The sequence below is a fragment of the Streptomyces sp. NPDC002574 genome (assembly GCF_042889545.1).
In the GTDB taxonomy this organism is placed as follows: domain Bacteria; phylum Actinomycetota; class Actinomycetes; order Streptomycetales; family Streptomycetaceae; genus Actinacidiphila.
The window spans coordinates 728,134-751,430 of record NZ_JBIARB010000001.1; the positions used below are offsets into that span (position 1 = coordinate 728,134).

A 23,297-nucleotide genomic window follows, 5' to 3' on the forward strand; every position below is an offset into this window, starting at 1 on the left:
GGGCGCTGCCGTCCTAGGACCTTGCGGGGCGCCGGGCGGTCGGGCCCAGCAGGGCCGCGATGGACTGCCAGGGCTCGGCGGGGGCGGCCGGGATGCGCCGCCAGACCAGGCCGTCGGGATGGTGCAGTACGGCGTTGATCTCGTCGCCGGTGGGCGGCTCGAGGTTGCCCGCCAGGCGGGCGGTGCGGAAGCCCAGGTTGCGCAGCCGGGTCAGGGCGCGCTGCCGGTTCGCGGAGACGACGATCACCCGTATGTGGTCGTCCGGGGTGCCGCCGGGCGAGGGCAGCCGGAGGGCGACGATGACGTCGCCGCTCGGGAGCCTGGTGAACCCGCCGCTGGCCATAAGCACATGATCTGCGGATCGGCCCCCGTCCACCAGGGGACGGGGGCCGATCAGGTCACTTCGAGCGATGCGTGATCACTTGTGGGACGGGCCGACCTTGATCGTGATAGTGCTGCCGTCCCTGGCCTCGTGCACGATCGAGATGCGGGTGTTGGTGGAGGACACCTTCACACCGCCTGTCGGGTTCGTGGAGTACCAGTAGGTGTTCTTGTCGTCGAACACCGGGTTGCCGGCCTGGCTCGGGATCCGGGTGGCGACACCGTTCTTGTGCAGGGTGATGCCGTCCGTGCGGTGCGTCGAGAACGTGGAGTCGTAGGCCTGCACGCGGTTGCGCTGCAGCGTGCCGTCCTTCCACAGCAGCGGCTTGGCGTGGGCGTCGATCGGGAGGATCTTGCCCGCGCCCGGGTGCGCGCTGACGTTGTTGTCGTTCATCGAGGTGTCCCACAGCCAGATCAGCAGGCCGTTCTGGTACGCGTAGTGCTCGACCCAGTTCTCCTTGGTGGTGGCCCAACCGAAGTTGTAGGGGCCGACCTTGAGGGTCTTGTCGTACGAGACGTACTGCCGGTTCTCGGCGATGTAGTACTGCGGGTACTCCGACGAGAACGTGGAGCCCTTGACGGTGAACCCGTCGGCGGTCCAGCCGTTGTCACCGTTCTCGGCGCCGTCGCTGAGCAGGGTGGCGCCGTCGGCGGTCAGCGTGATCGCGTCGGCCAGGAAGCCCTTCTGGGCCACACCGCCGTCGCTCTGGTAGCGGAAGCGGAGCTTGACCGACTTGCCCGCGTACGCGTCCAGCGGGAACGCCATGTCCTGGTAGGAGGCGGCGGTACCGGTCAGGGCCGGCTTGCCGCTGGCGTCGCGCGGGAGCGGGGCGCCGGCGACGGTGCCGTCCAGCGCGGCCCAGGTGGCGCCGCCGTCGGTGGACACCTCGGTGTAGAGGTAGTCGTAGTTCTCCTCGATGTCGTACCAGCCCTTGAGGGCCAGGCTCGCGGAGGACTTGCCGGTGAGGTCGACATCGCGGGTGAGGGTGTTGCTCAGGTTGTCACCGCTGCCGCTCCACCACTGCTTGGTGCCCTCGGCCGGGGTCGCGAGCTCCGTGACCACGGTCTTCTTCGGGAGCGTGACGACCAGGCCCTGCTTGTCCCTGGTGTTGTACTCCGAGACACCGAGGGTGGTGGCCGACTTCGTGCCGGCCTTGGCGGTGGCGTAGTTCAGCCAGCCCAGCTGGAGCTTGTCCCAGGCCGTCATGTCGCCGGGCAGGTCGCCGATGGCGTCCTTGCCGGTACCGAGCCAGGAACCGGAGGACATCAGGGTCCAGAAGCCGGTGGAGTTCTCGGCGGTGTTGGTGGTGTCGTAGTGGTCCGGCAGACCGAGGTCGTGGCCGAACTCGTGGGCGAAGACGCCGAGGCCGCCGTTCTCGGGCTGCACGGTGTAGTCGCCGACCCACACGCCGGTGTCACCGATCTGGGTGCCGCCGAGCAGGTTGCCGGCCGGGCCGGTCGCGCCCGCGTCGGTGCCGAAGGCGTACCAGCGGTGGGCCCAGATCGCGTCCTCGCCCTGGGCGCCGCCGCCGGCGGACTCGTCCTCGCCGGCGTGCACGATCTGGAAGTGGTCGATGTAGCCGTCGGGCTCGTTGAAGTTGCCGTCGCCGTCGTAGTCGTAGCGGTCCCACTGGTCGTACTCGGCCAGCTTCGCCTTGATCGTGGCGGCGGAGTCACCGGCGGCCTTGCGCGCGTCGACCCACTTGTTCACCGCGTCGGCGACGAGGTTCCAGGTGCAGGTGTCGCACTTGTTGCTGCCGTAACGGGCCTCGTTCCAGTCGACCTTGACCCAGTCGGCGACCTCGCCGGCGACCGAGTAGCGACCGGAGGACTGCTTCTCGTAGTACTTCGCCATCGACTCCTTGTTGGCGGAGTGCGAGAAGTACAGGTCCTGGAAGTGCTGGCTGTTGTAGTCCGCCTGCCACGCCGTGCTGTTGTCCTCGCGACGGTCGGGCTTGGCTATCGAGTTGTGCGCGGGGCCGGTCGTGCCGCCGTACGCGGGGTCGGTCTTGTCCCCGAACTCGGCCAGGATCACGAAGATCTTGTCGGTCTTCTCGCGCTTGAGCTCGACGTACTTCTTCTTGCCGAGCTTCACCACGCCCGAGGCGCCGCGGTCCTCGACCTTGGACTTGCCGGATATGACCTGTTCGATCGCCTGCTGGCGCTGGGACGCCTGACGCTCGCTCAGCGGGCCCTTCAGGTCGTGCGCGACACGCTCCGACCGAGCCGGGTCCTTGCGCACGACGCTGCCGGCCTGAGAGTCGGCCTGGGCTGCCGCGACGGGGAAGGCGGTGGCACCTATTGCGGCGATCGCCACGGCCAGAGCGGCGGATCTGATCGTCCGTCGGTGGCTTATCACTGTGATTTGACCTCCCTAGGGTGAGGCCATTGCACCGGAGTGACGCGAGAAAAGACAGATCTTGACTTGCTTATGACCGGCAAGTACGGTGAGCGACCGGTCCGTTGCGTATAGCGGACGATCCGGCATGCCCAAGCGGCCGGGCGGCGAGGATCGTTGGGCCCTGTGGAGATCGCGATGCGACCCCTTGCGCCCCCCATGCTTCCGCACCGTGGGTTAGGTCACGCTTACCGGACGTTCCGTCCGGGCATCCCGAAACGTAGAGTCGGTGGATGGCGTGCCACGTGTGAACCATCCGAAAGACCGCCCTGGCCGACGCTTCGACACCATCGACGTACACAAGGACGGATCCGCCATGCCGCGTCCCACCCCCGCCCAGATCTCCTACGGTTCCGCGACCGTGGTGCTCTCGACCCTGGCGATGCTGCTGCTGTCCGAGGCACGTTCGGGCACCGGCGTCGCGGTCGTCGCGGCCGCCGGGCTGCTGCTCGGCGTCCTGGTCGCCGTCACCGTGCCCATCCCGGCCGCCGGCCGCCGCGCCCGCGGTGCCCAGGCCGCCACGCCGGTCCCGCGCCCGCGGGTGCGCAGCACCGCCGAACGCCGCGTCGAGGAGCACTCGTTGCGCCACTGATCCGCGTCGCGAGAACGACAACGGCCCCGGAGCCTTCGCTCCGGGGCCGTCGTACGAGTCCTGCCGTCGGTCAGACCTTGACGACGACGGTCTTGGCCGCCTTGTCGTGCCAGCACTGGCGGTACGGCTTGTCCCACAGGTGCGACAGCACGTTGAGCAGCGAGAGGATGACGCCCACGCAGGGCACCACGCCGATGAAGGAGTACACCGCTGCACGACCCCAGGCCGCGGATCCGGGCGGGCTGCCGTCGGCGAGCTTCGCGACGCGGATCTTCATGACCTTCTTGCCGATGGTCTGCCCGGTGGACTGCAGCATCAGGGCCTCGTAGATGAACTGGCCGCCGAAGACGAGCAGTTCGATGCCGAGGAAGGCGCCGGTGTCCATGACCGACGTGCCCGTCACCACCAGGAGGATGATCAGCGCCACGAAGAACATGCCGAAGTCGATCAGCCGGGCGAGGAAGCGCTGCCCGCTGTCGGCCAGCGGCGGCATGCCTGCCAGGGCCGGGTCCACGGGCATCTGGCCGTAACCGGCGGGCGGGGCCTGCGGGTAGCCGTAGGGCGACGCGGGCTGCTGCGGGAACGGCGGCGGCTGCTGCTGGTCATAGGGGTTCTGGCCCTGGGGGTGAGGCTGCTGGCCGTACGGATTCTGGCCGTACGGATCCTGACCCCCCGAGCCGCCCTGCGGATAACCGTAACCGGGCGGTTGATTCGAACTCATAGAGTGAGTAAATCAGTCGGGCATGACCCCGCATAGTGGCATTACGTCACGGCCCTGCGACGATCGTCACGGGCCGGCGTCAGCGCGCGGAGACGACAACGGTTTGCCCGGCTTTGTCGTGAAGGCACTGCCGATAGGGCTTGTCCCACGTGCACCACAGCACCTCGATGATCCAGAAGATCGAGCCGCAGCACGGGATGATCGGCACCAGGGAGTAGACCGCCTCCCGCTTGAGTGCCGCCGGGGTCGAGGGGTTGGCGCCGTCGGCCAGCATGCCGACCCGCACCTTGAGCAGCATCTTGCCCAGGCTCTGCCCGCGGCGGGTGAGCATCAGGACCTGGTAGACGAGGTAGACCACCGCGTAGATCACGCCCTCCGCGAAGCCCTGCCCCACGCCGCTGTTGTAGTCGTAGGCGCCCCAGAAGGCCCAGGTGATGGCGTAGATCGGGATGCCGATGATCAGTCCGTCGACGATGCGGGCGAGCAGCCGGCGGCCCCGGTTCGCCAGCGGCGGCATCCCCGCCAGCGGGTCGGGCGTGGGCGCACCGCCGTACGGGCTGTCGTACGGACCGCCCTGCGGGCTGCCGGGGTAGACCGGGGGCGGCTGGTCGTACGGGCCCCCGCCGGCGGGCGGAGGCTGGGAGGGCTGCTGCGGCTCCTCGGGAGGCTTCGCGAACGGGTCCTCGGGCCGGTCGGTGCTCATGCCCCGAGTGAAACCCGGACGCCGTGGGGACGCCTCCGGCGTGGTCCGTTCGGGTGTCGGTATCGGCTGTCGGTTGTCGGGGGTCAGCGGTCCGCGGCCACGAAGGTGCGCGCCGCCTTGTCGTGCCAGCACTGGCGCCACGGGCGGTCGAAGGCGCACCACAGCAGGCCGAGGAAGCCGATCACCAGGGCGTCCAGCACGGTGTGCGTGAGCCAGCGGCGCAGTGCCTGCCAGAAGCCCGGTTCGTACTGGGTCTCGACGTCCAGCACGCGCAGGCCGAGCAGCTTCTTGCCGAGCGTGCGGCCCCACTTGGCGGTCGGCAGCACCTCGTACAGCACACCGGCGACGAGCGCGACACCGAGGAGGATGCCGAGCTGCGTGCCCGTCGTGCCGTCGATCAGCCACACGGTGACCGTCCGGCCGCTCCCCCGGGCGGCGTCCATCTTGTCCTGGACGTGGTCGTACGCGGCGGTGCCCAGCGGCACGGCGGCCGCGGCGACGACGGCGCCCATCAGCAGCGAGTCGACGACGCGGGCGACCAGCCGCTTGCCGAGCGAGCCGGGGCGGGCCTGTTCCCGCGCCGAGGCGAACGGGTCCTCGGCGGCGGGGCGCCGCGACGCGGGCGTGCCGGGCGTGCCTGCGGCTTCGCCGCCGTCGCCCGCGGTGCCGGTCTGCGCGGGCACATGGGGCTGCCCCTGGCGGGCCAGTTCCTGCACCTGCTGGGCCCACGGGACGGGGTTCGCGCTCCGCGCCACGGGGGCGCCCGCTGTGGGCGCCGAGGAGATGGCAGGGGCGGGGGCGGGCCCGGGGGCCGGCGGGGGCGCGGGGACCGGCGAAGGCGACGGCGCCGGGGCGGGCGCGGCTGCGGGGGCGGACACGGAGGTGGGCGTCGGCGTGGGGGCAGGTGCGGGGGCGGACGCGGCGGCCCCGGGCGCGCCCCCGTGCTCCTGTGCGCCCCACGACACCCGCGGGGACGGCTGCTGCCGAGCCGGGTCGGCCGCCCATTCCGAGCCGGCCGGGCCGCGTTCGGCGGCGGGCGCCTGCGGGTCCTCGTCGAGGAACATCGGGCCCGACTCGTCCATCGCGGGAGTACGGCGCACCGGCGGCGCGGGCGGGGCGGGCGTCACGGGCGCCGGAGGGGCGGTGGCCACCGCCGGGCCGGGCACCGCCAACGGCGCGCCCGTGGGCGGTGCGAGGTCCTCACCGGCCTGCGGCGCCGGGCGGCTCGTGCCGGGGACCCACGCGGAACCGTTCCAGTACCGGATGTAACCCGGGATGGACGGGTCCGGGTAGTACCCGGGGCCGGGCACACCCCCGCCGCTGATTCCGGAGGTCATCGGTGACAACTCCCATCACGTCCCATCACGACCGCGCGCTCGACCGGTCCGCCGCCTCGGGCGGTCCAAGGAGGACATTAACGAAGAACCGACCCCCCGGAAGAAAGAAACGAGGGCCGGCCCGGGATCGGCATTCCAGGGCATTTCATCGCACCGGACCGGCTACGCTTCCCGCCTGACAGCCGCTCAGGGGAACGGGGGGAGCCGTCGTCCCGCAGGAGCCGTGCCGCGGCCGGCGAACCAGGTGTGTACCGCATGCATGCATCTGTCGCCGGAGCTTCGTGAAAAGTCCTCCCGATCATGGGAAGCCGCGTAATGGTGAGTGCCCGATGCGCTCTCTCCCGGTGCGGGCCCCGCGCAGCACCTCGCCGCGCAGTACCGCCAGGGGCCTTGTGCCGAGGAAAGGACGACGACGCCATGCAGACCGTGGTGGAACGGGAACTGGAGATGAACCTGGTGCTGTCGCCGGAGCGCAGCATCGCCGTGCCGGCCCGGCTGGTGTACCGGGTCGAGGACCCCTTCGCCGTGCACATCGCCTTCCACATCGGGTCGCAGTCCCCGGTGAACTGGACCTTCGCCCGGGAGTTGCTCGTCGAGGGGGTGTTCCGGCCCTGCGGTCACGGCGACGTGCGGATCTGGCCGACCAAGACCGACGGGCGCAGCGTCATCTGCATGGCGCTGAGCTCGCCGGACGGGAACGCGCTGCTGGAGGCGGCGTCGATGCCGGTGGCGGCGTGGCTGGAGCGGACGTTGCGCGTGGTGCCGCCGGGGACGGAGCTGGACCACCTGGCCATGGACGAGCGCCTGGACGAGTTGCTGGCCCCGACCGCCGGCACGGCCGGTGAGCCGCGGGACGACCTGTGGCTGCGCGACCCGTGGTCCGGGCTGGACGAGTCGCCGGACGCCTAGGCCAGGCGCCCGGCGCGCCGCTTCAGAAGAGCTTGCCCGGGTTGAGGATGCCGAGCGGGTCGAAGACCGCCTTGATGCCGCGCTGCATCTCCACGCCCACCGGGCCGAGTTCGCGGGCCAGCCACTCCTTCTTCAGCACGCCCACGCCGTGCTCGCCGGTGATGGTGCCGCCGAGTTCGAGACCGAGCGCCATGATCTCGTCGAAGGACTCCCGGGCCCGCCGGGACTCCTCGGGGTCGGCGGCGTCGAAGCAGACGACGGGGTGGGTGTTGCCGTCGCCGGCGTGGGCGCAGACACCGATGGTCAGTTCGTGCTTGGCGGCGATGGCGGCGACCCCGTCGAGCATGGCGGCCAGCCGCCCGCGCGGCACGCAGACGTCGTCGATCATCGTGGCCGTGGACACCCGCTCCAGGGCGGGCAGCGCCATCCGCCGTGCCTGCAGCAGCATTTCGGACTCGGTCGCGTCCTCGGCGGGGACGACCTGCGTGGCGCCCGCGGACAGGCACAGCTCCCCCACCGCGGCCAGGTCGGCGGCCGGGTCGGGGGTGTCGAAGGCGGCCAGCAGCAAGGCCTCGGTCGACTCGGGCAGGCCCATGGCGGTCATGGCGTTCACGGCGCGCACCGTGGTGCCGTCCATGAGTTCCAGCAGGGACGGCACGTGGCCGCCGGCCATGATGTCGCACACCGCGGCGCAGGCCGCCTCGGCGGAGGGGAACTCGGCGACCATGGCGAGCTGGGCGGGCGGGGCCGGCTTGAGCGCGAGGATGGCGCGGACGACGATGCCGAGGCTGCCCTCGGAGCCGACGAACAGCCGGGTCAGGTCGTAGCCCGCGACGCCCTTGGCGGTGCGGCGCCCGGTGCGCAGCAGGCGCCCGTCGGCGAGCACCACGTCCAGCCCGAGCACGTACTCGGCGGTGACGCCGTACTTCACGCAGCACAGGCCGCCGGATCCGGTGCCGATGTTGCCGCCGATGGTGCACTGCTCCCAGCTGGAGGGGTCGGGCGGGTAGTACAGCCCGCGTTCGGCGACGGCGCGGGACAGGGCGGCGTTGACGACCCCGGGCTCGACGACCGCGACCCGGTCGACGGGGTCGATCTCCAGCACGCGGTTCATCCTGGTGAGCGACAGCACGACGCAGCCCTCGGACGCGTTGGCCGCGCCCGACAGGCCCGTGCGGGCGCCCTGCGGCACCACGGGCACCCGCAGCGCGGTGGCGGTCCGCATGATGTGCCGGACCTCCTCGACGGTCCGCGGCAGGCAGACGACGGCCGGCGCTCCGGCCGGGCAGAAGCTCGCCATGTCGTTGGCGTAGGAGGCGGTGACGTCGGGGTCGGTGAGGATCGCCTCGGCGGGAAGCCCGGCGCGCAGCCGTTCGATGAGATCACCCATGCACACAGCCTCGCACCGCCGGGAGCGGCGCGGAAGGACGCCGGCCGGCGGGATCGCGGGCGGGCGGCGCCCCGGCCGTCACCCGGCGGAACGCGGCCGGCGCCGGCCCACGCCCTCCCCCGCGGGGGCGCGGTCCGGCGCCGGAATTCACGGCGAAGGGATCAGAGGTTGCCCCGGCGCTCCTGCTCGCGCTCGATCGCTTCGAAGAGGGCCTTGAAGTTGCCCTTGCCGAAGCCCATCGAACCGTGTCGCTCGATCATTTCGAAGAAGACCGTCGGGCGATCCTGGACGGGCTTGGTGAAGATCTGCAGCAAGTAGCCGTCTTCGTCCCGGTCTGCGAGGATCTTCAGCTCCCGCAGCGTGTCGATCGGCACGCGGGTGTCGCCGACCCACTCCCCGAGGGTGTCGTAGTAGGAGTCGGGCGTGTCCAGGAACTCGACGCCCGCCGCGCGCATGGCGCGCACGCTCGCGACGATGTCGTTGGTGGCCAGCGCGATGTGCTGCACGCCGGGGCCGCCGTAGAACTCCAGGTACTCGTCGATCTGCGACTTCTTCTTCGCGATCGCGGGCTCGTTGATGGGGAACTTGACCTTCAGCGTGCCGTCCGCCACGACCTTGGACATCAGCGCGGAGTACTCGGTGGCGATGTCGTCGCCGACGAACTCCTTCATGTTCGTGAAGCCCATGACGCGGTTGTAGAAGGTGACCCAGTCGTTCATCCTGCCGAGCTCGACGTTGCCGACGCAGTGGTCGATCGCCTGGAAGAAGCGCTTGGCCGGGGGCTCCACGATCGGCTCGGCGGCGACGAAGCCGGGCAGGTACGGGCCCTTGTAGGCGCCGCGCTCCACGAGCGTGTGGCGGGTCTCGCCGTAGGTGGCGATGGCGGCCAGGACGACCGTGCCGTACTCGTCCGAGACCTCGTGCGGCGCGTCCAGCCCGGTCGCGCCGTGCGCGAGGGCGTAGTCGTACGCGGCGCGGACGTCGGGGACCTCCAGGGCCAGGTCCACGACACCGTCGCCGTGGGCGGCCACGTGCTGCTCCAGGAAGCGGCCGTGGTCGGTGCCGGCCCTGACGACGGAGGTGAACACGAAGCGGGCGCCGCCGGACTCCAGCACGTACGACGCGATCTCGCGGCTGCCGTTCTCCGGTCCGGAGTAGGCGACGCGCTTCATGCCGAAGGCGGTCGAGTAGTAGTGCGCGGCCTGCTTGGCGTTGCCCACCGCGAAGACGACCGCGTCCATCCCCTTCACCGGGAACGGGTCGGCGTCGCCTGCGGTGCCGGGAGTGTGATCCAGGGTCTCAGTCATGGCGCCAGCCTCGCCCCGGGTGCCAAGGTGCGCAATAGTTCCCTGTAGCAGTGGACAATCTGTACAGCCGATCGGGCATAGCGGGCGGCATTCTGCACACAGTGACCACTGGCACAGCGGCGATCACGAAGGGGCGGCGGACGGACCGTGGGAATCGACGGGTTGGACGGACGGCTGATCGCGCTCCTCGCGCAGGAGCCGCGGATCGGTGTGCTGGAGGCCTCGCGGCGGCTCGGCGTGGCGCGCGGCACCGTGCAGGCGCGGCTGGACCGGCTTCAGGCCAATGGGGTGATCCGGGGCTTCGGCCCTCAGGTGGACCCGGCGGCGCTCGGCTACCCGGTGACGGCGTTCGCGACGCTGGAGATCAAGCAGGGTCAAGGCCCCGATGTGCGCGCGCACTTGAGGGCCGTGCCGGAGGTGCTGGAGCTGCACACCACGACCGGCCAGGGGGACATGCTCTGCCGCCTGGTGGCCCGGTCCAACGCCGATCTCCAACGTGTGATCGACCGGGTTGTGGGCTTTGATGGCATCGTGCGGGCCGCCACGGCGATCGTCATGGAGAATCCGGTCCCGCTGCGGATCATTCCGCTGGTCGAGCAGGCGGCCCGGGACGCGGAACCGTAACCGCCGCGGCGGCGGGCGAGCGCAGGCAGGTGGTGAGGCCGGATGACCTTCTGGGAGTACCTCACCAGCCGCCACGAGCAACTGCTGATCGACGCCTACCAGCAGGCCAGCCTGGTCTTCCAGTGCATGGTGCTGGCCACCGCCATCGGCGTCGCGGTGGGCGTGCTCAGCTACCGCCGCGGCTGGACCGCGGGCCTGGCCGTCACCTCCACCGCGACCATCCTCACCATCCCCTCGCTGGCGCTGATCGGTCTGCTGATCCCCTGGCTGGGCCTCGGTGTCCCCCCGACGGTCACCGCGCTGACGCTGTACGGGCTGCTGCCGGTGGTCCGCAACACGATCGTGGGCCTGCGCGGGGTCGACCCGGCGCTGGTGGACGCCGCCCGCGGGATCGGCATGTCGCGGCCGGCGGCGCTGGCCCGGGTGGAGCTGCCGCTGGCGTGGCCGCCGATCCTGACCGGCATCCGGGTGGCGACCCAGATGCTGATGGGCATCGCCGCGATCGCCGCGTACGCCTCGGGCCCCGGCCTCGGCAACGAGATCTTCCGCGGCATCGCCTCGCTCGGCAGTGCCAACGCCCTCAACCAGGTGCTGGCCGGCACCATCGGCATCGTCGTCCTCGCGCTGCTCTTCGACGCCGCCTACGCGCTGATCGGGCGGCTGACCATCCCGAGGGGGATCCGTGGCTGAGGCGGCGGGCGCGACCATCGAGCTGGAGCAGCTGACCAAGCGCTACCCGGGCAGCGCGGAACCGGCCGTGGACAGCGTCTCCATGGAGATCAAGGCGGGCGAGACGGTGATCTTCGTCGGGCCGTCCGGCTGCGGCAAGTCGACCACCCTGAAGATGATCAACCGGCTGATCGAGCCGACCTCCGGGCGCATCCGCATCGGCGGCGAGGACGTCACCGACATGGACCCGGTGAAGCTGCGCCGCAAGATCGGCTACGCGATCCAGTCCTCCGGGCTCTTCCCGCACATGACGGTCGCGGAGAACATCGCGCTCGTCCCCCGGATGACCGGCTGGTCCAGGGCCCGGGTGCGGGACCGGGTCGCGGAGATGCTGGACCTGGTGGGCCTGGACCCGCGCGAGTTCCGCGGCCGCTACCCCCGCCAGCTCTCGGGCGGTCAGCAGCAGCGGGTGGGCGTGGCGCGGGCGCTGGCCGCCGACCCGCCGGTGCTGCTGATGGACGAGCCCTTCGGCGCGGTCGACCCGATCACCCGCGACCACCTCCAGGACGAACTGATCCGGCTCCAGCACGAACTGCACAAGACCATCGTCTTCGTCACCCACGACTTCGACGAGGCCATCAAGCTCGGCGACCGCATCGCGGTGCTGCGGGAACGCTCCCACATCGCCCAGTTCGACACCCCCGAGGCGATCCTGACCAACCCGGCCGACGACTTCGTCTCCGGCTTCGTCGGCGCGGGCGCCGCCCTGAAACGGCTCAATCTCACCCGGGTGCGTGACGTGGGTGTCGCCGACTTCCCGACGGTGAGCGTGGACGACCCGCTGCAGTCGATCTTCGACCGGCTGCGGGCGTCCAGCCTGACCAACGAACTGCTGCTGCTCGACCACAAGGGCCGCCCCTACAAGTGGCTGCGGCGCGGCGACCTCATGCGGGCCAAGGGCTCCCTCGCCCGGGCCGGGACGCTCGTCGGCGACACGGTCACCAGGGACGCGACGCTGCGCGACGCCCTGGAGGCGGTGCTGACCGACAGCAGCGGGCGGGTCGCGGTCACCGGCCGGCGCGGGGAGTTCACCGGCGTGGTGGACATGGAGACGCTGCTCAACTCCGTCCACGAGATGCTGGAGGCCGACCGGCTGGCGGCGCTGGAGCACCGGCACGACCTGGAGGAGTTGCGCGCCCCGCTGACCCGGGCGGAGCAGGAGGGCGCCGACCACGAGCCGGGAGCGCGGGCGTGACCGGCCGCGGGGACTCCGCGGGCGCTCCGGGCCTCCCGGACGGCCCGTACGTCGCGGAGCCCCCCGAGGCCGAGCGGCCCCGCGCGTCCGGCCCCCCGCAGCGGCGGCGGCCGACCTGGCGCCACCTCCTCCTCACCCCCGCCGTGCTGGCCGCGGTGCTCGTCGCCACGTACTTCTGGATCAGCACCGTCCACCTGGACTCCATCGCCGAGAACGCCCTGGCCGGCGACACCGTGCAGGTGCGGTTGTGGCAGCACGTCAAGCTCACCGCCTGGTCCACCTTCTGGGTGCTGGTCATCGCGATCCCGCTGGGTACCGCGCTGACCCGGCGGGGGCTGCGGGCCGCCGCGCCCGTCGTGACCGCGGTCGCCAACATCGGGCAGGCGACGCCCGCCATCGGGATGCTGGCGCTGCTGGTGATCTGGCTCGGCATCGGGCCGCGCACCGCTCTGGTGGGCATGGTGGTCTACGCCGTGCTGCCGGTGCTGTCCAACACCATGGCGGGCCTGCGGGTGATCGACCCCACGCTCGTCGAGGCCTCGCGCGGCATCGGGATGTCGGCACTGGGCACGCTGTCGCGGGTCGAACTGCCGCTGGCCGTGCCGCTGATCCTCGCCGGGGTGCGGACGGCGCTGGTGCTCAACGTCGGCACGGCGACGCTGGCCACCTTCGTCGGCGGCGGAGGCCTCGGCGACATCATCACCACCGGCATCGTCACGCAGCGCATGCCGGTGCTGATCCTGGGCTCGGTGCTGACCGTGGTGCTGGCGCTGCTCGTGGACTGGCTGGCCTCGCTCGCCGAGCAGATGATGCGCCCGCGCGGTCTGGAGGGCACGTGACGCGCCGGCGCACGGCCGTGGCCCTGGCCACGTGCGCGGCCCTGCTCGCCGCGGCGCCGGGCTGCGGGCTCAAGAGCGGCAGCCCGCTGGCGGACGACGTCCGTCCCGGCACCCTCGGCCAGGGCCTGCCGCTGAAGGGGGCGTCCCTGACCGTGACGTCCAAGAGCTTCAGCGAGCAGATCATCCTCGGCTCGATGATCGGGCTGGTCTTCAAGGCCGCCGGCGCCGACGTACTGGACCGGACGAACATCCAGGGCTCGATCGGGGCCCGCGAGGCCGTCCGCTCCGGCGACGCGGACGCCATGTACGAGTACACCGGCACCGCGTGGATCACCTACCTCGGCAACGCCAAGCCGATCACCGACCCGCAGGCGCAGTGGCAGGCCGTCCGCGACGCGGACCTGAAGAACGGCATCACCTGGCTGCCGCCGTCCACCCTCGACAACACCTATGCGCTGGCCACCACCCGGGCCAAGAACCGCCCCTACGGGCTGCGGACCCTCTCCGACGTCGCCGCCCTCTCCCGCAGGAAGCCCTCGGCCGTCACCTTGTGCGTGGAGAACGAGTTCGCCTCCCGCGACGACGGACTGCCCGGGATGGTCAAGGCGTACGACATGCAGGTGCCCGCCTCCAACATCCGGAAGATGGACACCGGGGTCATCTACACGCAGATCCCGAAGCGGGGTTCCTGCCTGCTCGGCGAGGTCTACACGACGGACGGCCGGATCGCCTCCCTGCACCTGGAGGTCATGGAGGACGACAAGCACTTCTTCCCCAACTACGACGCCGCCCCCGTCATCAACAGCAAGGCGCTCAAGCGCTGGCCGGTGATCCGGGATCTGCTGGACCCGATCTCGCGGAAGCTGACCACGGCCGTGGGACGGGAGCTGAACGCGAGGGTGGACGTGCGGGGCGAGGACCCGCGCCAAGTGGCGAAGGACTGGCTGGTCGAGGAGGGCTTCATCAAGGAGGGATAGGCAGGGTGCAAAGAAAGCATTGCAAAGATGTCTTTGCACTCGGTACGGTGAAGCCGTGACGGACACCCCCTCCCCCGCGGACGCCGAAGGCGCCGGCAACGACGGCGGCGACGGCGACGGCTCGGTCAGCCTCGACCCGCGCACCCTGCGCGGGCTGGCGCACCCGCTGCGCATCCGGCTGCTCGCCGCGCTGCGCGAGCACGGGCCCGCCACCGCGTCCGGGCTCGCCGCCCGGCTCGGCGAGTCCAGTGGCGCCACCAGCTACCACCTGCGCCAACTGGCCGCGCACGGCTTCGTCGAGGACGACCCGGAACGCGGTACGGCCCGGGAGCGCTGGTGGCGGGCCGCGCACCGCGGCACCCGCTTCGACGCCGGGACGTTCCTCTCCCACCCGGACCCCGAAGTGCGCGGCGCCATCGGCCTGTTCGCCCGGGGGGTCGCCCTCCACCACGCCGCGGAGCTCGACTCCTGGGTCACGAGATTGGACGACTGGTCGCAGGAGTGGCAGGGCAGCTTCGACCTCAGCGACTTCAGCCTGCGGCTCACGCCCGCCCGCGCCCGCGCGTTGCGGACCGAACTGCACGCCGTGCTGGAGAGCTACCGCGACCCGGCCCCGGCCCCGGAGGAACCCGAGGCCGAGCCCGTCCGGGTCCATCTGCACGTCATCCCGCGCACCACGGACTGACCGACCGGCCGCACGGCCGGCCGAACCGACCACGGGGGAAGAACCATGGACACCGGAACCGGCATATCCGACGGCTCCACACTGACCGGCGGACCCGCACCGGCGCCCGACCGGCGCCCGCTGCACCTGGTCCTGGCAGCCAACGTCGTGTCGATCAGCGGCAATTCACTCACGGTGCTGGCCGTGCCGTGGTTCGTGCTGCAGACCACCGGCAGCGCCGCCCGCGCCGGGCTGGCGGCCTTCTGCGGGACGCTGCCGATCGTGATCGCCGCGATCGGCGGCGGACCGGTCATCGACCGTTTCGGGCGGCGCAGGGCGTCGGTGGTCTCGGACGCGGTGTGCGGGATCGCCGTGGCGGCCATACCGCTGCTGCACTTCGCGGGGGTCCTGCGGTTCTGGCAGTTGTGCGCGCTCATGGCGGTCAGCGGGCTGTTCCACGCCCCCGGTGAGACCGCCCGCGAAGTGCTGCTGCCCGTCCTGGCCGAGCGTGCCGGGACGCCTCTGGGGCGCGCCGCGGGCTACTTCGACGGCGCCTCGCGCGGGGCGCGCATGCTGGGCGCCTCGCTGGGCGGGGTGCTCATCGCCGTCATGGGCGCGGAAGCGGTGCTGCTGGTGGACGCGGCGACCTTCGGGGTGTCCGCGCTGCTGATCGCCTTCGGCATCCGCGGTCTGGCCGGCGCGGAACCGGCCACCGGCGGGGCGCCGGTCTCCCTGCGCACGTACCGGGCCGAACTGCGCGAGGGATACACCTTCCTCGTCCGGAGCCGGCTGCTGCTCGCCATCACGCTGATGATCATGGTCACCAACGGCCTGGACGTCGGGTGGAGTTCGGTACTGCTGCCCGTGCACGCCGAACGCGAGCTCGGCGGCTCGGTGCAACTCGGCCTGCTCTCCGGCCTCTTCGGCGCGGGAGCGCTGGCCGGGGCGCTGGCGTACGGCGCGCTGGGCCACCGGCTGCCGCGGTGGCCGGTCTACACGGTGTGCTTCCTGCTCTGCGGTGCGCCGCGGTTCCTGGTCGCCGCGTGGGTGCCCGGATGGGAGGCCCTGGCCGTGACGATGTTCGTCGGCGGCCTGGCGGCGGGGGCGCTCAACCCGATCCTGTCGACGGTGCTCTTCCAGCACGTCCCGGACGAACTGCGCAGCCGCACCCTCGGCACCCTGGGTGCCGGGGTGCTGCTCACCACCCCGGTGGGCGGCCTGGCCGCGGGCTACCTGGTGGACGGCCTGGGGCTGCCGGCGACGCTGCTCGCGCTCGGCGCGGTCTACTTCGCGGCGACGCTGTGCCCGCTGGTCTTCCCCTCCTGGCGGACGATGGACGCCAAGGCCGCGTAGGGCGGCCGTTCAGCAGCTGGGGACCCTGCCGCCGCTGCCCAGCGCCTTCAGGGCGTCGATCGCGCCGTCGAGCGTGGTCACCGGCACCAGGCGCAGCCCCTTGGGGAGTTCGGCCTTGGCGTCGGAGCACTCGCCCTTGGGGACGAGGAAGACGGTCGCCCCGTCGCGCCGGGCGGCCTGCTCCTTGAGCGGGACACCGCCGACCGCGCCGACCTCGCCGTCCGGGGTGATCGTCCCCGTACCGGCGATCCGCCGGCCCCCGGTGAGGTCGCCGCCGCGGCCATTGCCATTGATCTTGTCGATGATGCCGAGGCTGAACATCAGGCCGGCGCTCGGGCCGCCGACGTCCGCGAGGTGGAGGCCGACCTTCACCTTGGACGGCGACAGCCCGAGGTGCGACAGGGCGGCGGTGGTCGCGGCGTCCTGCGACTCGGTCATCTCCGCCTGGTTGTGCTTCTCGATCTCCTTGACGCTGCCACCGGTCGGGTAGACCGCGTCCCGCGGCATCGCCGCCTGGTCGGTGGCGAACCACGCCTTCAGCACATCGCCGAGACGGACGACGGCGTCGGGGTTCGTCGCGGCGATGGTCGTCATCCGCAGCTGACCGGAGGTGTCGCGCGTCGGGGTGCCGGTGACGGTGATCACCGGTTTGCCGTGGTCGCTGCCGAGCACGTCGGCCGTCAGCCCGGGTACGACGATCGAGATCGGCAGCGGCGCGAACGCGGCGACCGCCAGCAGGGCGACGACGAGGGCCGCGCACACGGCGAGGGTCCGGCTGCGGGCGGTGGCGAAGGGCATGGGGTGAATGTAGTTCACCGCGCCGGGTGGGACGTGCCACGGCCTCCCCCGTGGGGGCCGCTAACGCAGGGCGTCCGCGACCTCCACCGCCGCCTCCACGACCCGCGGGCCGACCCGCTCGGGCACCGAGTCGGCCAGCATGACGACCCCGACGCTCCCCTCTATGCCGGGCACGCCCACCAGCGGGGCCGCGGCGCCGCTGGCGCCGGCCTCCAGCTCGCCGTGGGTGAGCACGTAACCGGGCCCCTCGGCGCAGCGGGGGTCGGGCTCGTACGGCTGCGTGCTGCGCCCGGCGAGGATCGCGCGGCCCGCGGCGCCGCGGTCGAGCGAGTGCCGGAACCCGGTGCGGTAGGCCACGTGGTAGTCGGTCCAGCTGGGCTCGACGACCGCCACGGCCAGCGCCTCGGTGCCGTCGACGAGGGTGAGGTGGGCGGTGGCGCCGATGTCCTCCGCCAGGGAGCGCAGCGCGGGCAGCGCGGCTTCGCGCAGCAGCGGGTGCACCTGGTGGGCCAGGCGCAGCACGCCGAGGCCGACCCGGGCGCGACCGCCGAGGTCGCGACGCACCAGGGAGTGCTGTTCCAGGGTGGCCAGCAGGCGGTACACGACCGTGCGGTTGACACCCAGCTTCGTGGCGAGCTCCGTGACGGTGAGCCCGTGGTCGGTGTCGGCCAGCAACTTCAGGACCCGCAGGCCCCGGTCGAGCGTCTGAGACGTCTCCGCGGTCACGACGCCCCCTTCTCGTGAGTGGTGGCACTTCTCTCACGCGGGAAGCACTGCCGGTCCCGCGGCAGAGCGCGGAGAAGCCACCGGTCGGTCCGGCGGTACCGGCTGCGCCCCGAGGCTGCGTTGCCACGGTGCGTTGCGTGACCGGAACGGTAGCGATGCGTACCGCTCAGCGGAAGACTTCGTCCACAATCCGGTCATGCAACCGGGCATGCCCGCTCACGAAACGTAAATTCTTCACCCAACAGGCCATCACGCCGGAAGATTCACAGCATGGCTGACGTCACGTCAGATCGCCGGACACGGGACCGTCCGCCGGTCAGCGCATCCGGGTGGCCCACTCCTGGACCTTCTTGATGCGCTCGTTGAGCTGCCCCGCCGTCGCCTCCGCGCTCGGCGGCCCGCCGCACGCCCTGCGCAGCTCGTTGTGGATCACCCCATGGGGCTTGCCGCTCTGGTGGTTGTACGCGGCCACAAGGGTGTTGAGCCGCTTGCGCAGCTCCAGCATCTCCTTGTGGCTGACCACCGGCCGCCGCTCGGCGGGCAGTTCCAGCAGATCCGCCTCGGCGTCCGGCTTCTTGCGGCTGTGCGCGATCTGCCGCGCCTGACGCCGCTGCAGCAGCATCTGCACCTGGTCGGGTTCGAGCAGGCCGGGAATGCCCAGGTAGTCCTGTTCCTCCTCGCTGCCCGGATGGGCCTGCATGCCGAACTCGGCGCCGTCGTACAGCACCCGGTCGAAGACCGCGTCCGACTCCAGCGCCTCGAAGGGCAGCATGTCCTGCTCGCCGGTGTCCTCGTCCTGCTCCTTCTCCGCCTCGGCGAGCTCCTTCTCGGACTCCGCGTACGGGTCCTCCTCGCCGTCCTTCTTCGGCTTGTCCAGGACGTGGTCCCGCTCGACCTCCATCTCGTTGGCGAAGTCCAGCAGCATCGGGATGGTCGGCACGAACACCGAAGCGGTCTCGCCGCGCCGCCGCGACCGCACGAAACGGCCCACGGCCTGCGCGAAGAACAGCGGCGTGGAGATCGTCGTGGCGTACACGCCCACCGCCAGGCGCGGCACGTCGACCCCCTCCGACACCATGCGGACGGCCACCATCCAGCGGTCCTCGCTCGCGCTGAACTCCTCGATGCGGGACGAGGCGCCCGCGTCGTCGGAGAGCACCAGGGTCGCCCTGTGGCCGGTGATCTCCCGGATGAGCTTGGCGTACGCCCGCGCCGACTCCTGGTCGGCGGCGATCACCAGCGCCCCCGCGTCCGGGATCGACTTGCGCACCTCCGTGAGCCGCACGTCCGCCGCCCGCAGCACATTGGGGATCCAGTCGCCCGTCGGGGCCAGCGCGGTGCGCCAGGCCTGCCCGATCGCGTCCTTCGTCATCGGCTCGCCCAGGCGCGCGGCGATCTCGTCGCCGGCCTTCGTCCGCCAGCGCATGTTGCCGCTGTAGGAGAGGAAAATCACAGGACGGACGACCCCGTCCGCGAGCGCGTTCCCGTAGCCGTACGTGTAGTCGGCGGACGAACGGCGGATGCCGTCGTTGCCCTCCTCGTACGTCACGAACGGGATGGGATTGGTGTCCGACCGGAACGGCGTCCCGGTCAGCGCGAGACGGCGGGTCGCCGGCTCGAACGCCTCCTGGCACGCCTCGCCCCACGACTTGCTGTCACCGGCGTGGTGGATCTCGTCCAGGATCACCAGGGTCTTGCGCTGCTCGCAGCGGTTGCGGTGCAGCATCGGGCGTACGCCGACGCCCGCGTAGGTCACCGCCACCCCGTGGTAGTCCCGCCCCACCGGGCCCGCGCTGTACTCCGGGTCCAGCTTGATGCCTATCCGCGCGGCCGCCTCCGCCCACTGCTTCTTCAGGTGCTCGGTGGGGGCGACCACGGTGATCTGCTGCACCAGGTGGTTGTGCAGCAGGTACGAGGCCAGGGTGAGCGCGAAGGTCGTCTTGCCTGCGCCCGGGGTCGCGACCGCCAGGAAGTCGCGCGGCTGCGTCGCGATGTACCGGTCGAGCGCGCCCTGCTGCCACGCGCGCAGCTTGCCGGCCGTGCCCCAGGGGGCGCGGCCGGGGAAGGCGGGCGAGAGGTGGTGCGAGGTGCTGGCGCTGGCGCTGTGCGGGGCGGTGGTAGTCACGGTCTCCGGGTGACGGGTTGGGGGTTGGGGGGCGAAGCCGTCCCAGCGTACCTGCGGGCGCGGGCCGGGTGGTTTTTTCCCCGCCCGCCCGCCCGGGTGCCCTGTGAAGTCAGTGACCCCGGCGCGCGTGCGGGGTGGGCCGGGTTCGGGGCCTCCGGGGCTGCACGTCCTGGACTGGCATATTTACGCGCCTTTCCAGCACCTGCCCATCCCATCCCCGCCCGGATACCGCGCACAAATATGCCGCACCGTCCAGAACATCCACCCCTACGACCCCGCCCCCTCCGGTGAGCTCATGCGCCTGATCCCCGGTGGGGGGTGTTGGGGGTGACGGCTGGGCACCTGGACGGCGCCGCGCCAACGAATGGCCCGAGCACGGTGCCGCCTCTACCCCCCCCCACCGGGGATCAGGCGCGACAACCTACGGAGGGGGCGGGGGAGGTGGGGGCACCCCCGGCCGAAGGCTGGGGGAGGGCGGGCGGGGAAAAAACTTAGCCGGCCGCCAACGCGCGCAGGGTGTTGCCGATGAGGGTCGGGTCCGCGATCGCGGACGAGGCGACCGCGATCACGAGATCGTAGGCCGCCTCCTGGTCAGCGGGCCGCAGGTCGACCCCGTTGAGGTCGAGGAGGACCGCCGCCGCGAGCCACGCGGTGCGTTTGTTGCCGTCGACGAGCGGATGGTTGCCGGCGATGCCGTGCAGGAGGGCGCCCGCGCACGCGTAGAGGTCCACGTACGCGGCGACGCCGAACATGCGGGCGCGCGGGCGGTGGACGGCCGACGCGAGCAGCCCGGGCTCGCGCACCGCGGGCGGTTCGCCGCCGCACGCGAGCCGGGCGAGCTCCGTGACCTCGCCCACAGTGAGATGGCGCACGCTCACTCCCCGAGCCTGCGCAGCAGGTCCGCGTGGGCGTCCGCGAGGGACGCCCCGGATGCGGCGGCGCGGGCCGCCTCCGCGTCCTGGTAGGCGCGTACCGCCGTGCGCACCAGCTCGGCGACCGGGACGCCGTGCGCATCGGCCAGGTCGTCGAGGGACTCCCACTCGGCGTCGGTGAAGACGAGGGTCAGCTCTTTCACACCGCGACGGTAGTCCCCCGGCGCGCTCGACTCACCCGGATTTCGGACGGAGCCTGGCCGCCACGGCGACGCCGGCGAGGCTGAGCACGGACAGCGGCAGGAAGACCGCCGCGAAGGCGCCCGTCGCGCCGCCCAGGGCGGCGAACACGGTGCCCGCGGCGGCGACGAGGACGACGCTGGCCAGGGCGTCGGAGACCTGGAGCGCGGCGGAGTTGGCGCCGGCCTCGGAGGGGGCCGAGAGCTTGAAGAGGATGACGCTCAGGGAGGAGATGACAAGGCCGGCCCCGAGGCCGCCCACGGCCCACGCGGCGGCCGCGCTCCAGACCGGGGCTCCGGAGACGAGCGGCAGGGCGGCACCGGCTATGGCGGCGGCCATGAGGAACATGCCGGTGACGACCATGCGGTCCCGGTACGGCTCGAGGCGGGGGCGGCCCTGGATCCAGGAGCCGATGCCCCAGGTGATGCCGCCGGACGCGAGGGAGAGCCCGGCCAGCGTCGGCGACAGGTGCCGCTGGGTGACGAGCATGAGCGGCACGAAGGTCTCGGCGCCGAGGAAGGTGCCCGAGGCGACGCCGCGGAGCAGGACCACCGACGGGAGGCCGCGCGCCGCGCGGATCGTGCCGCGCGGCAGCAGTTTGAGGGCTGCCGGGACGATCAGGGCCGCGCCGGCCGCCGCGAGGACCAGGGACAGCGGTCGCAGGTCCTGCCCGGCGTACTGCAGCAGACCGGCGCCCGCCGAGACCGCGAGGGCGAGCCGGATGCGGCGGCCGTCGGGGGCGCGCCGGTCGTCCGGGGGCGGCTGGACGGGCATCCTGCGCATCGCGGGCAGGCCGATGAGCAGCGGCGGCACGATCAGGACCGGGATGGAGAGGAAGACCCAGCGCCAGCCGAACTGCTCGGTGACGGTGCCCGCCACGAGCGGGCCGACGATGGAGGGCAGCACCCAGGACGCGGCGAAGCCCGCCATGACGGCGGGTCGCAGCCGTTCGGGATAGGCCAGGCTCACGACGACGTACAGGGCGACGATGACGAGCCCGCCGCCGATCCCCTGCACGGCGCGGCCGAGGACGAACAGCCACATCGACTGGGCGGCGCCGGAGATCAGCAGGCCCGCCGCGAAGGCGCCGATGCCGGCGACGAGCGGCGCGAGCGGGCCGCTGCGGTCCGACCACTGGCCGCTGACGACCATGGCGAACAGCGAGGTGGTGAAGTAGCCGGAGAAGGCGAAGGCGTACAGCGGCAGGCCGTCCAGCTCGCGCGCGGCGACCGGCATGGCCGTGCCGACGGCGGTGGCCTCGAAGGCGATGAGCAGAACCACCGAGACCATGGCGAGGGTCAGCGCGCGGTAGCGGCTGCCCAGCACAGTGTCGGTGCCGGTGTCCGGCTCAAGGAGCAGAGGTCTGTCTGAATTGCCGGGAATCGGCTCGGCTTCGGCGGTCGTCACCCCGACAGGGTAAGGGGCGTAGAGGCGTCTTGCCCCTGGCGTCCACGAACGCCGGGGTCGGCCTTTCGGCCTAGGACCGGAGATGGCCCGGGCCGGGCCGGGGAAGGCGTACGCCATGCCGCACTGCACTTCGTACGACGGAACCGAGATCGCCTACCGCGACCAGGGCGAGGGCCCGGTGCTCCTCGCGCTCGCCGGCGGGCCCGGGCGCGACGCCGCGTACCTCGGGGACCTGGCCGGACTGGACACCGTCAGACGCCTCGTCGTCCCGGACAGCCGCGGCACCGGGGACACCGCTCCGGCCGCCGACCCGCTGGCGTACTCCTTCCCGCGGCTCGCGCAGGACGTGGAGGCGCTGCGCCGCCATCTCGGCCTGGAGCGCTTCGCACTGCTCGCGCACGACGCCGCCGCGGCGACCGCGCAGGCGTATGCCGCCGAGTACGGGGACCGGCTGACGCACCTGGTCCTGGTCACGCCCGGCTCACGCCTGCAGGGCGCCCTCCCCGAGGACGCCCGCGCGATCTTCGAGAGCCGGGCCGGCGAGCCCTGGTGGCCCGAAGCCGTCGCGGCACTGGGCGAGTTGGAGACCGCCGACGACCTCGACCGGGTCCGGGAACTGCTGTTGCAGGTCGCCCCCATGGCGTACGGCCGCTGGGACGCCCCACAGCGCGCCCATGCCGCTGCCGAGGGCGCCCAGTTGCACCCGGTCCCCCGTGCCGGTTTCTGGCAGGGAGTCGACGAGCAGGCCCGCAGCTCCCTCCTCGACCGGCTGCGCGAGGTGACCTGCCCGGTCCTCGTCCTCACCGGTGGCCGCGACGCGGTCACCGGCATGCACGCCGGCGAGGTCGTCGCGGATTCCTTCCCGCATGCCCGCCTGCGGCCGCTGCACGCCGTCGGCCACTACCCCTGGGTCGACGAACCCGCGCTGTTCCGCCCGGTGGTGGAGGAGTTCCTGTCGAGCGGGGAGCTTCCCGGCCCTTCGTGAACGGCGTATGGCAGTCCTGTTGCGG

23 protein-coding genes are annotated in these 23,297 nt (G+C 72.0%); 10 read left to right on the forward strand and 13 right to left on the reverse strand.

Annotated features, from left to right (window positions below; all coding sequences use genetic code 11):
* Window positions 1-13: 13 nt before the first annotated feature.
* Together ACFYXS_RS03495 and ACFYXS_RS03500 are read right to left on the reverse strand one after the other, a co-directional pair.
* On the reverse strand, window positions 14-343 hold the full coding sequence (locus ACFYXS_RS03495; RefSeq protein ID WP_389243302.1) for a hypothetical protein: 330 nt from the start codon (window positions 341-343) through the stop codon (window positions 14-16).
* Between the two features lie 75 nt (window positions 344-418).
* Window positions 419-2,740 (reverse strand): immune inhibitor A domain-containing protein, encoded by a 2,322-nt coding sequence (locus tag ACFYXS_RS03500; protein ID WP_389243304.1) that lies wholly within the window; start codon window positions 2,738-2,740, stop codon window positions 419-421.
* 355 nt (window positions 2,741-3,095) lie between these two features.
* Between ACFYXS_RS03500 and ACFYXS_RS03505 the strand changes: the two genes are divergently transcribed.
* Window positions 3,096-3,371, forward strand: a complete 276-nt coding sequence (locus tag ACFYXS_RS03505) for a hypothetical protein (RefSeq protein WP_389243307.1) — start codon at window positions 3,096-3,098, stop codon at window positions 3,369-3,371.
* 70 nt (window positions 3,372-3,441) lie between these two features.
* Here ACFYXS_RS03505 and ACFYXS_RS03510 read toward each other — a convergent pair whose 3' ends face one another.
* From ACFYXS_RS03510 to ACFYXS_RS03520, 3 genes are all read right to left on the reverse strand, one after another.
* The gene (locus ACFYXS_RS03510; protein ID WP_389243309.1) at window positions 3,442-4,092 is read right to left on the reverse strand and encodes an RDD family protein; all 651 of its coding nucleotides are present in this window, start codon (window positions 4,090-4,092) and stop codon (window positions 3,442-3,444) included.
* Window positions 4,093-4,171: 79 nt separating this feature from the next.
* On the reverse strand, window positions 4,172-4,795 hold the full coding sequence (locus ACFYXS_RS03515) for an RDD family protein (RefSeq protein WP_389243311.1): 624 nt from the start codon (window positions 4,793-4,795) through the stop codon (window positions 4,172-4,174).
* Window positions 4,796-4,878: 83 nt separating this feature from the next.
* Window positions 4,879-6,132 (reverse strand): RDD family protein, encoded by a 1,254-nt coding sequence (locus tag ACFYXS_RS03520; RefSeq protein ID WP_389243313.1) that lies wholly within the window; start codon window positions 6,130-6,132, stop codon window positions 4,879-4,881.
* Between the two features lie 417 nt (window positions 6,133-6,549).
* Between ACFYXS_RS03520 and ACFYXS_RS03525 the strand changes: the two genes are divergently transcribed.
* Entirely contained in the window at window positions 6,550-7,041 is a 492-nt protein-coding gene (locus ACFYXS_RS03525) for an SsgA family sporulation/cell division regulator (protein WP_319664466.1), read from the forward strand.
* 22 nt (window positions 7,042-7,063) lie between these two features.
* On the opposite strand, the gene ACFYXS_RS03530 is transcribed toward ACFYXS_RS03525, so the two are convergent.
* Both ACFYXS_RS03530 and hppD read right to left on the reverse strand, forming a co-directional pair.
* Window positions 7,064-8,431, reverse strand: a complete 1,368-nt coding sequence (locus ACFYXS_RS03530; RefSeq protein ID WP_389243316.1) for an FAD-binding oxidoreductase — start codon at window positions 8,429-8,431, stop codon at window positions 7,064-7,066.
* Between the two features lie 161 nt (window positions 8,432-8,592).
* On the reverse strand, window positions 8,593-9,738 hold the full coding sequence (gene hppD / locus ACFYXS_RS03535; RefSeq protein ID WP_389243318.1) for a 4-hydroxyphenylpyruvate dioxygenase: 1,146 nt from the start codon (window positions 9,736-9,738) through the stop codon (window positions 8,593-8,595).
* A 147-nt stretch (window positions 9,739-9,885) separates the two neighbouring features.
* Between hppD and ACFYXS_RS03540 the strand changes: the two genes are divergently transcribed.
* Genes ACFYXS_RS03540 through ACFYXS_RS03570 form a run of 7 tightly spaced genes read left to right on the forward strand, consistent with a single transcriptional unit; the run spans window position 9,886 to window position 16,119 of the window.
* On the forward strand, window positions 9,886-10,362 hold the full coding sequence (locus tag ACFYXS_RS03540; RefSeq protein ID WP_319664470.1) for an Lrp/AsnC family transcriptional regulator: 477 nt from the start codon (window positions 9,886-9,888) through the stop codon (window positions 10,360-10,362).
* Between the two features lie 42 nt (window positions 10,363-10,404).
* Window positions 10,405-11,052, forward strand: a complete 648-nt coding sequence (locus tag ACFYXS_RS03545) for an ABC transporter permease (RefSeq protein ID WP_319664471.1) — start codon at window positions 10,405-10,407, stop codon at window positions 11,050-11,052.
* Entirely contained in the window at window positions 11,045-12,286 is a 1,242-nt protein-coding gene (locus ACFYXS_RS03550; protein WP_389243321.1) for a betaine/proline/choline family ABC transporter ATP-binding protein, read from the forward strand. The genes ACFYXS_RS03545 and ACFYXS_RS03550 overlap by 8 nt, the downstream gene beginning before the upstream one ends.
* Complete coding sequence (locus ACFYXS_RS03555; protein WP_389243323.1) at window positions 12,283-13,125, forward strand: ABC transporter permease; 843 nt, start codon at window positions 12,283-12,285, stop codon at window positions 13,123-13,125. Before ACFYXS_RS03550 ends, ACFYXS_RS03555 begins: the two co-directional genes overlap by 4 nt.
* Window positions 13,122-14,102 (forward strand): glycine betaine ABC transporter substrate-binding protein, encoded by a 981-nt coding sequence (locus ACFYXS_RS03560; RefSeq protein WP_389243325.1) that lies wholly within the window; start codon window positions 13,122-13,124, stop codon window positions 14,100-14,102. Before ACFYXS_RS03555 ends, ACFYXS_RS03560 begins: the two co-directional genes overlap by 4 nt.
* 55 nt (window positions 14,103-14,157) lie before the next feature.
* Entirely contained in the window at window positions 14,158-14,787 is a 630-nt protein-coding gene (locus ACFYXS_RS03565; RefSeq protein WP_389243327.1) for a helix-turn-helix domain-containing protein, read from the forward strand.
* A 45-nt stretch (window positions 14,788-14,832) separates the two neighbouring features.
* Window positions 14,833-16,119, forward strand: a complete 1,287-nt coding sequence (locus tag ACFYXS_RS03570) for an MFS transporter (protein ID WP_389243329.1) — start codon at window positions 14,833-14,835, stop codon at window positions 16,117-16,119.
* Window positions 16,120-16,128: 9 nt separating this feature from the next.
* On the opposite strand, the gene ACFYXS_RS03575 is transcribed toward ACFYXS_RS03570, so the two are convergent.
* The 6 genes from ACFYXS_RS03575 to ACFYXS_RS03600 all read right to left on the reverse strand — a co-directional run bounded on the left by ACFYXS_RS03575 (window position 16,129) and on the right by ACFYXS_RS03600 (window position 22,287).
* Window positions 16,129-16,917 carry a S16 family serine protease gene (locus ACFYXS_RS03575; RefSeq protein ID WP_389243331.1) on the reverse strand — a complete coding sequence of 263 codons (789 nt, stop codon included), beginning with the start codon at window positions 16,915-16,917 and terminating at the stop codon, window positions 16,129-16,131.
* Window positions 16,918-16,977: 60 nt separating this feature from the next.
* Window positions 16,978-17,643: a helix-turn-helix domain-containing protein gene (locus ACFYXS_RS03580; protein ID WP_319664479.1), complete on the reverse strand. Its 666-nt coding sequence runs from the start codon at window positions 17,641-17,643 to the stop codon at window positions 16,978-16,980.
* A 316-nt stretch (window positions 17,644-17,959) separates the two neighbouring features.
* On the reverse strand, window positions 17,960-19,768 hold the full coding sequence (locus ACFYXS_RS03585) for a DEAD/DEAH box helicase (RefSeq protein WP_389243334.1): 1,809 nt from the start codon (window positions 19,766-19,768) through the stop codon (window positions 17,960-17,962).
* A 491-nt stretch (window positions 19,769-20,259) separates the two neighbouring features.
* The gene (locus ACFYXS_RS03590) at window positions 20,260-20,640 is read right to left on the reverse strand and encodes a type II toxin-antitoxin system death-on-curing family toxin (protein WP_389243336.1); all 381 of its coding nucleotides are present in this window, start codon (window positions 20,638-20,640) and stop codon (window positions 20,260-20,262) included.
* A 2-nt stretch (window positions 20,641-20,642) separates the two neighbouring features.
* The gene (locus tag ACFYXS_RS03595) at window positions 20,643-20,843 is read right to left on the reverse strand and encodes a hypothetical protein (protein ID WP_389243338.1); all 201 of its coding nucleotides are present in this window, start codon (window positions 20,841-20,843) and stop codon (window positions 20,643-20,645) included.
* 31 nt (window positions 20,844-20,874) lie between these two features.
* The gene (locus ACFYXS_RS03600; RefSeq protein ID WP_389243340.1) at window positions 20,875-22,287 is read right to left on the reverse strand and encodes an MFS transporter; all 1,413 of its coding nucleotides are present in this window, start codon (window positions 22,285-22,287) and stop codon (window positions 20,875-20,877) included.
* Between the two features lie 115 nt (window positions 22,288-22,402).
* Between ACFYXS_RS03600 and ACFYXS_RS03605 the strand changes: the two genes are divergently transcribed.
* Window positions 22,403-23,272: an alpha/beta fold hydrolase gene (locus tag ACFYXS_RS03605; protein ID WP_389243342.1), complete on the forward strand. Its 870-nt coding sequence runs from the start codon at window positions 22,403-22,405 to the stop codon at window positions 23,270-23,272.
* The last annotated feature ends 25 nt before the right edge of the window (window positions 23,273-23,297 follow it).

Coding starts and splice junctions, on each gene's coding strand:
- ACFYXS_RS03495 (WP_389243302.1), bottom strand. CDS start 343: ATGGCCAGCGGCGGGTTCACCAGGCTCCCGAGCGGCGACGTCATCGTC.
- ACFYXS_RS03505 (WP_389243307.1), top strand. CDS start 3,096: ATGCCGCGTCCCACCCCCGCCCAGATCTCCTACGGTTCCGCGACCGTG.
- ACFYXS_RS03510 (WP_389243309.1), bottom strand. CDS start 4,092: ATGAGTTCGAATCAACCGCCCGGTTACGGTTATCCGCAGGGCGGCTCG.
- ACFYXS_RS03515 (WP_389243311.1), bottom strand. CDS start 4,795: ATGAGCACCGACCGGCCCGAGGACCCGTTCGCGAAGCCTCCCGAGGAG.
- ACFYXS_RS03520 (WP_389243313.1), bottom strand. CDS start 6,132: ATGACCTCCGGAATCAGCGGCGGGGGTGTGCCCGGCCCCGGGTACTAC.
- ACFYXS_RS03525 (WP_319664466.1), top strand. CDS start 6,550: ATGCAGACCGTGGTGGAACGGGAACTGGAGATGAACCTGGTGCTGTCG.
- ACFYXS_RS03530 (WP_389243316.1), bottom strand. CDS start 8,431: ATGGGTGATCTCATCGAACGGCTGCGCGCCGGGCTTCCCGCCGAGGCG.
- hppD (WP_389243318.1), bottom strand. CDS start 9,738: ATGACTGAGACCCTGGATCACACTCCCGGCACCGCAGGCGACGCCGAC.
- ACFYXS_RS03545 (WP_319664471.1), top strand. CDS start 10,405: ATGACCTTCTGGGAGTACCTCACCAGCCGCCACGAGCAACTGCTGATC.
- ACFYXS_RS03570 (WP_389243329.1), top strand. CDS start 14,833: ATGGACACCGGAACCGGCATATCCGACGGCTCCACACTGACCGGCGGA.
- ACFYXS_RS03575 (WP_389243331.1), bottom strand. CDS start 16,917: ATGCCCTTCGCCACCGCCCGCAGCCGGACCCTCGCCGTGTGCGCGGCC.
- ACFYXS_RS03605 (WP_389243342.1), top strand. CDS start 22,403: ATGCCGCACTGCACTTCGTACGACGGAACCGAGATCGCCTACCGCGAC.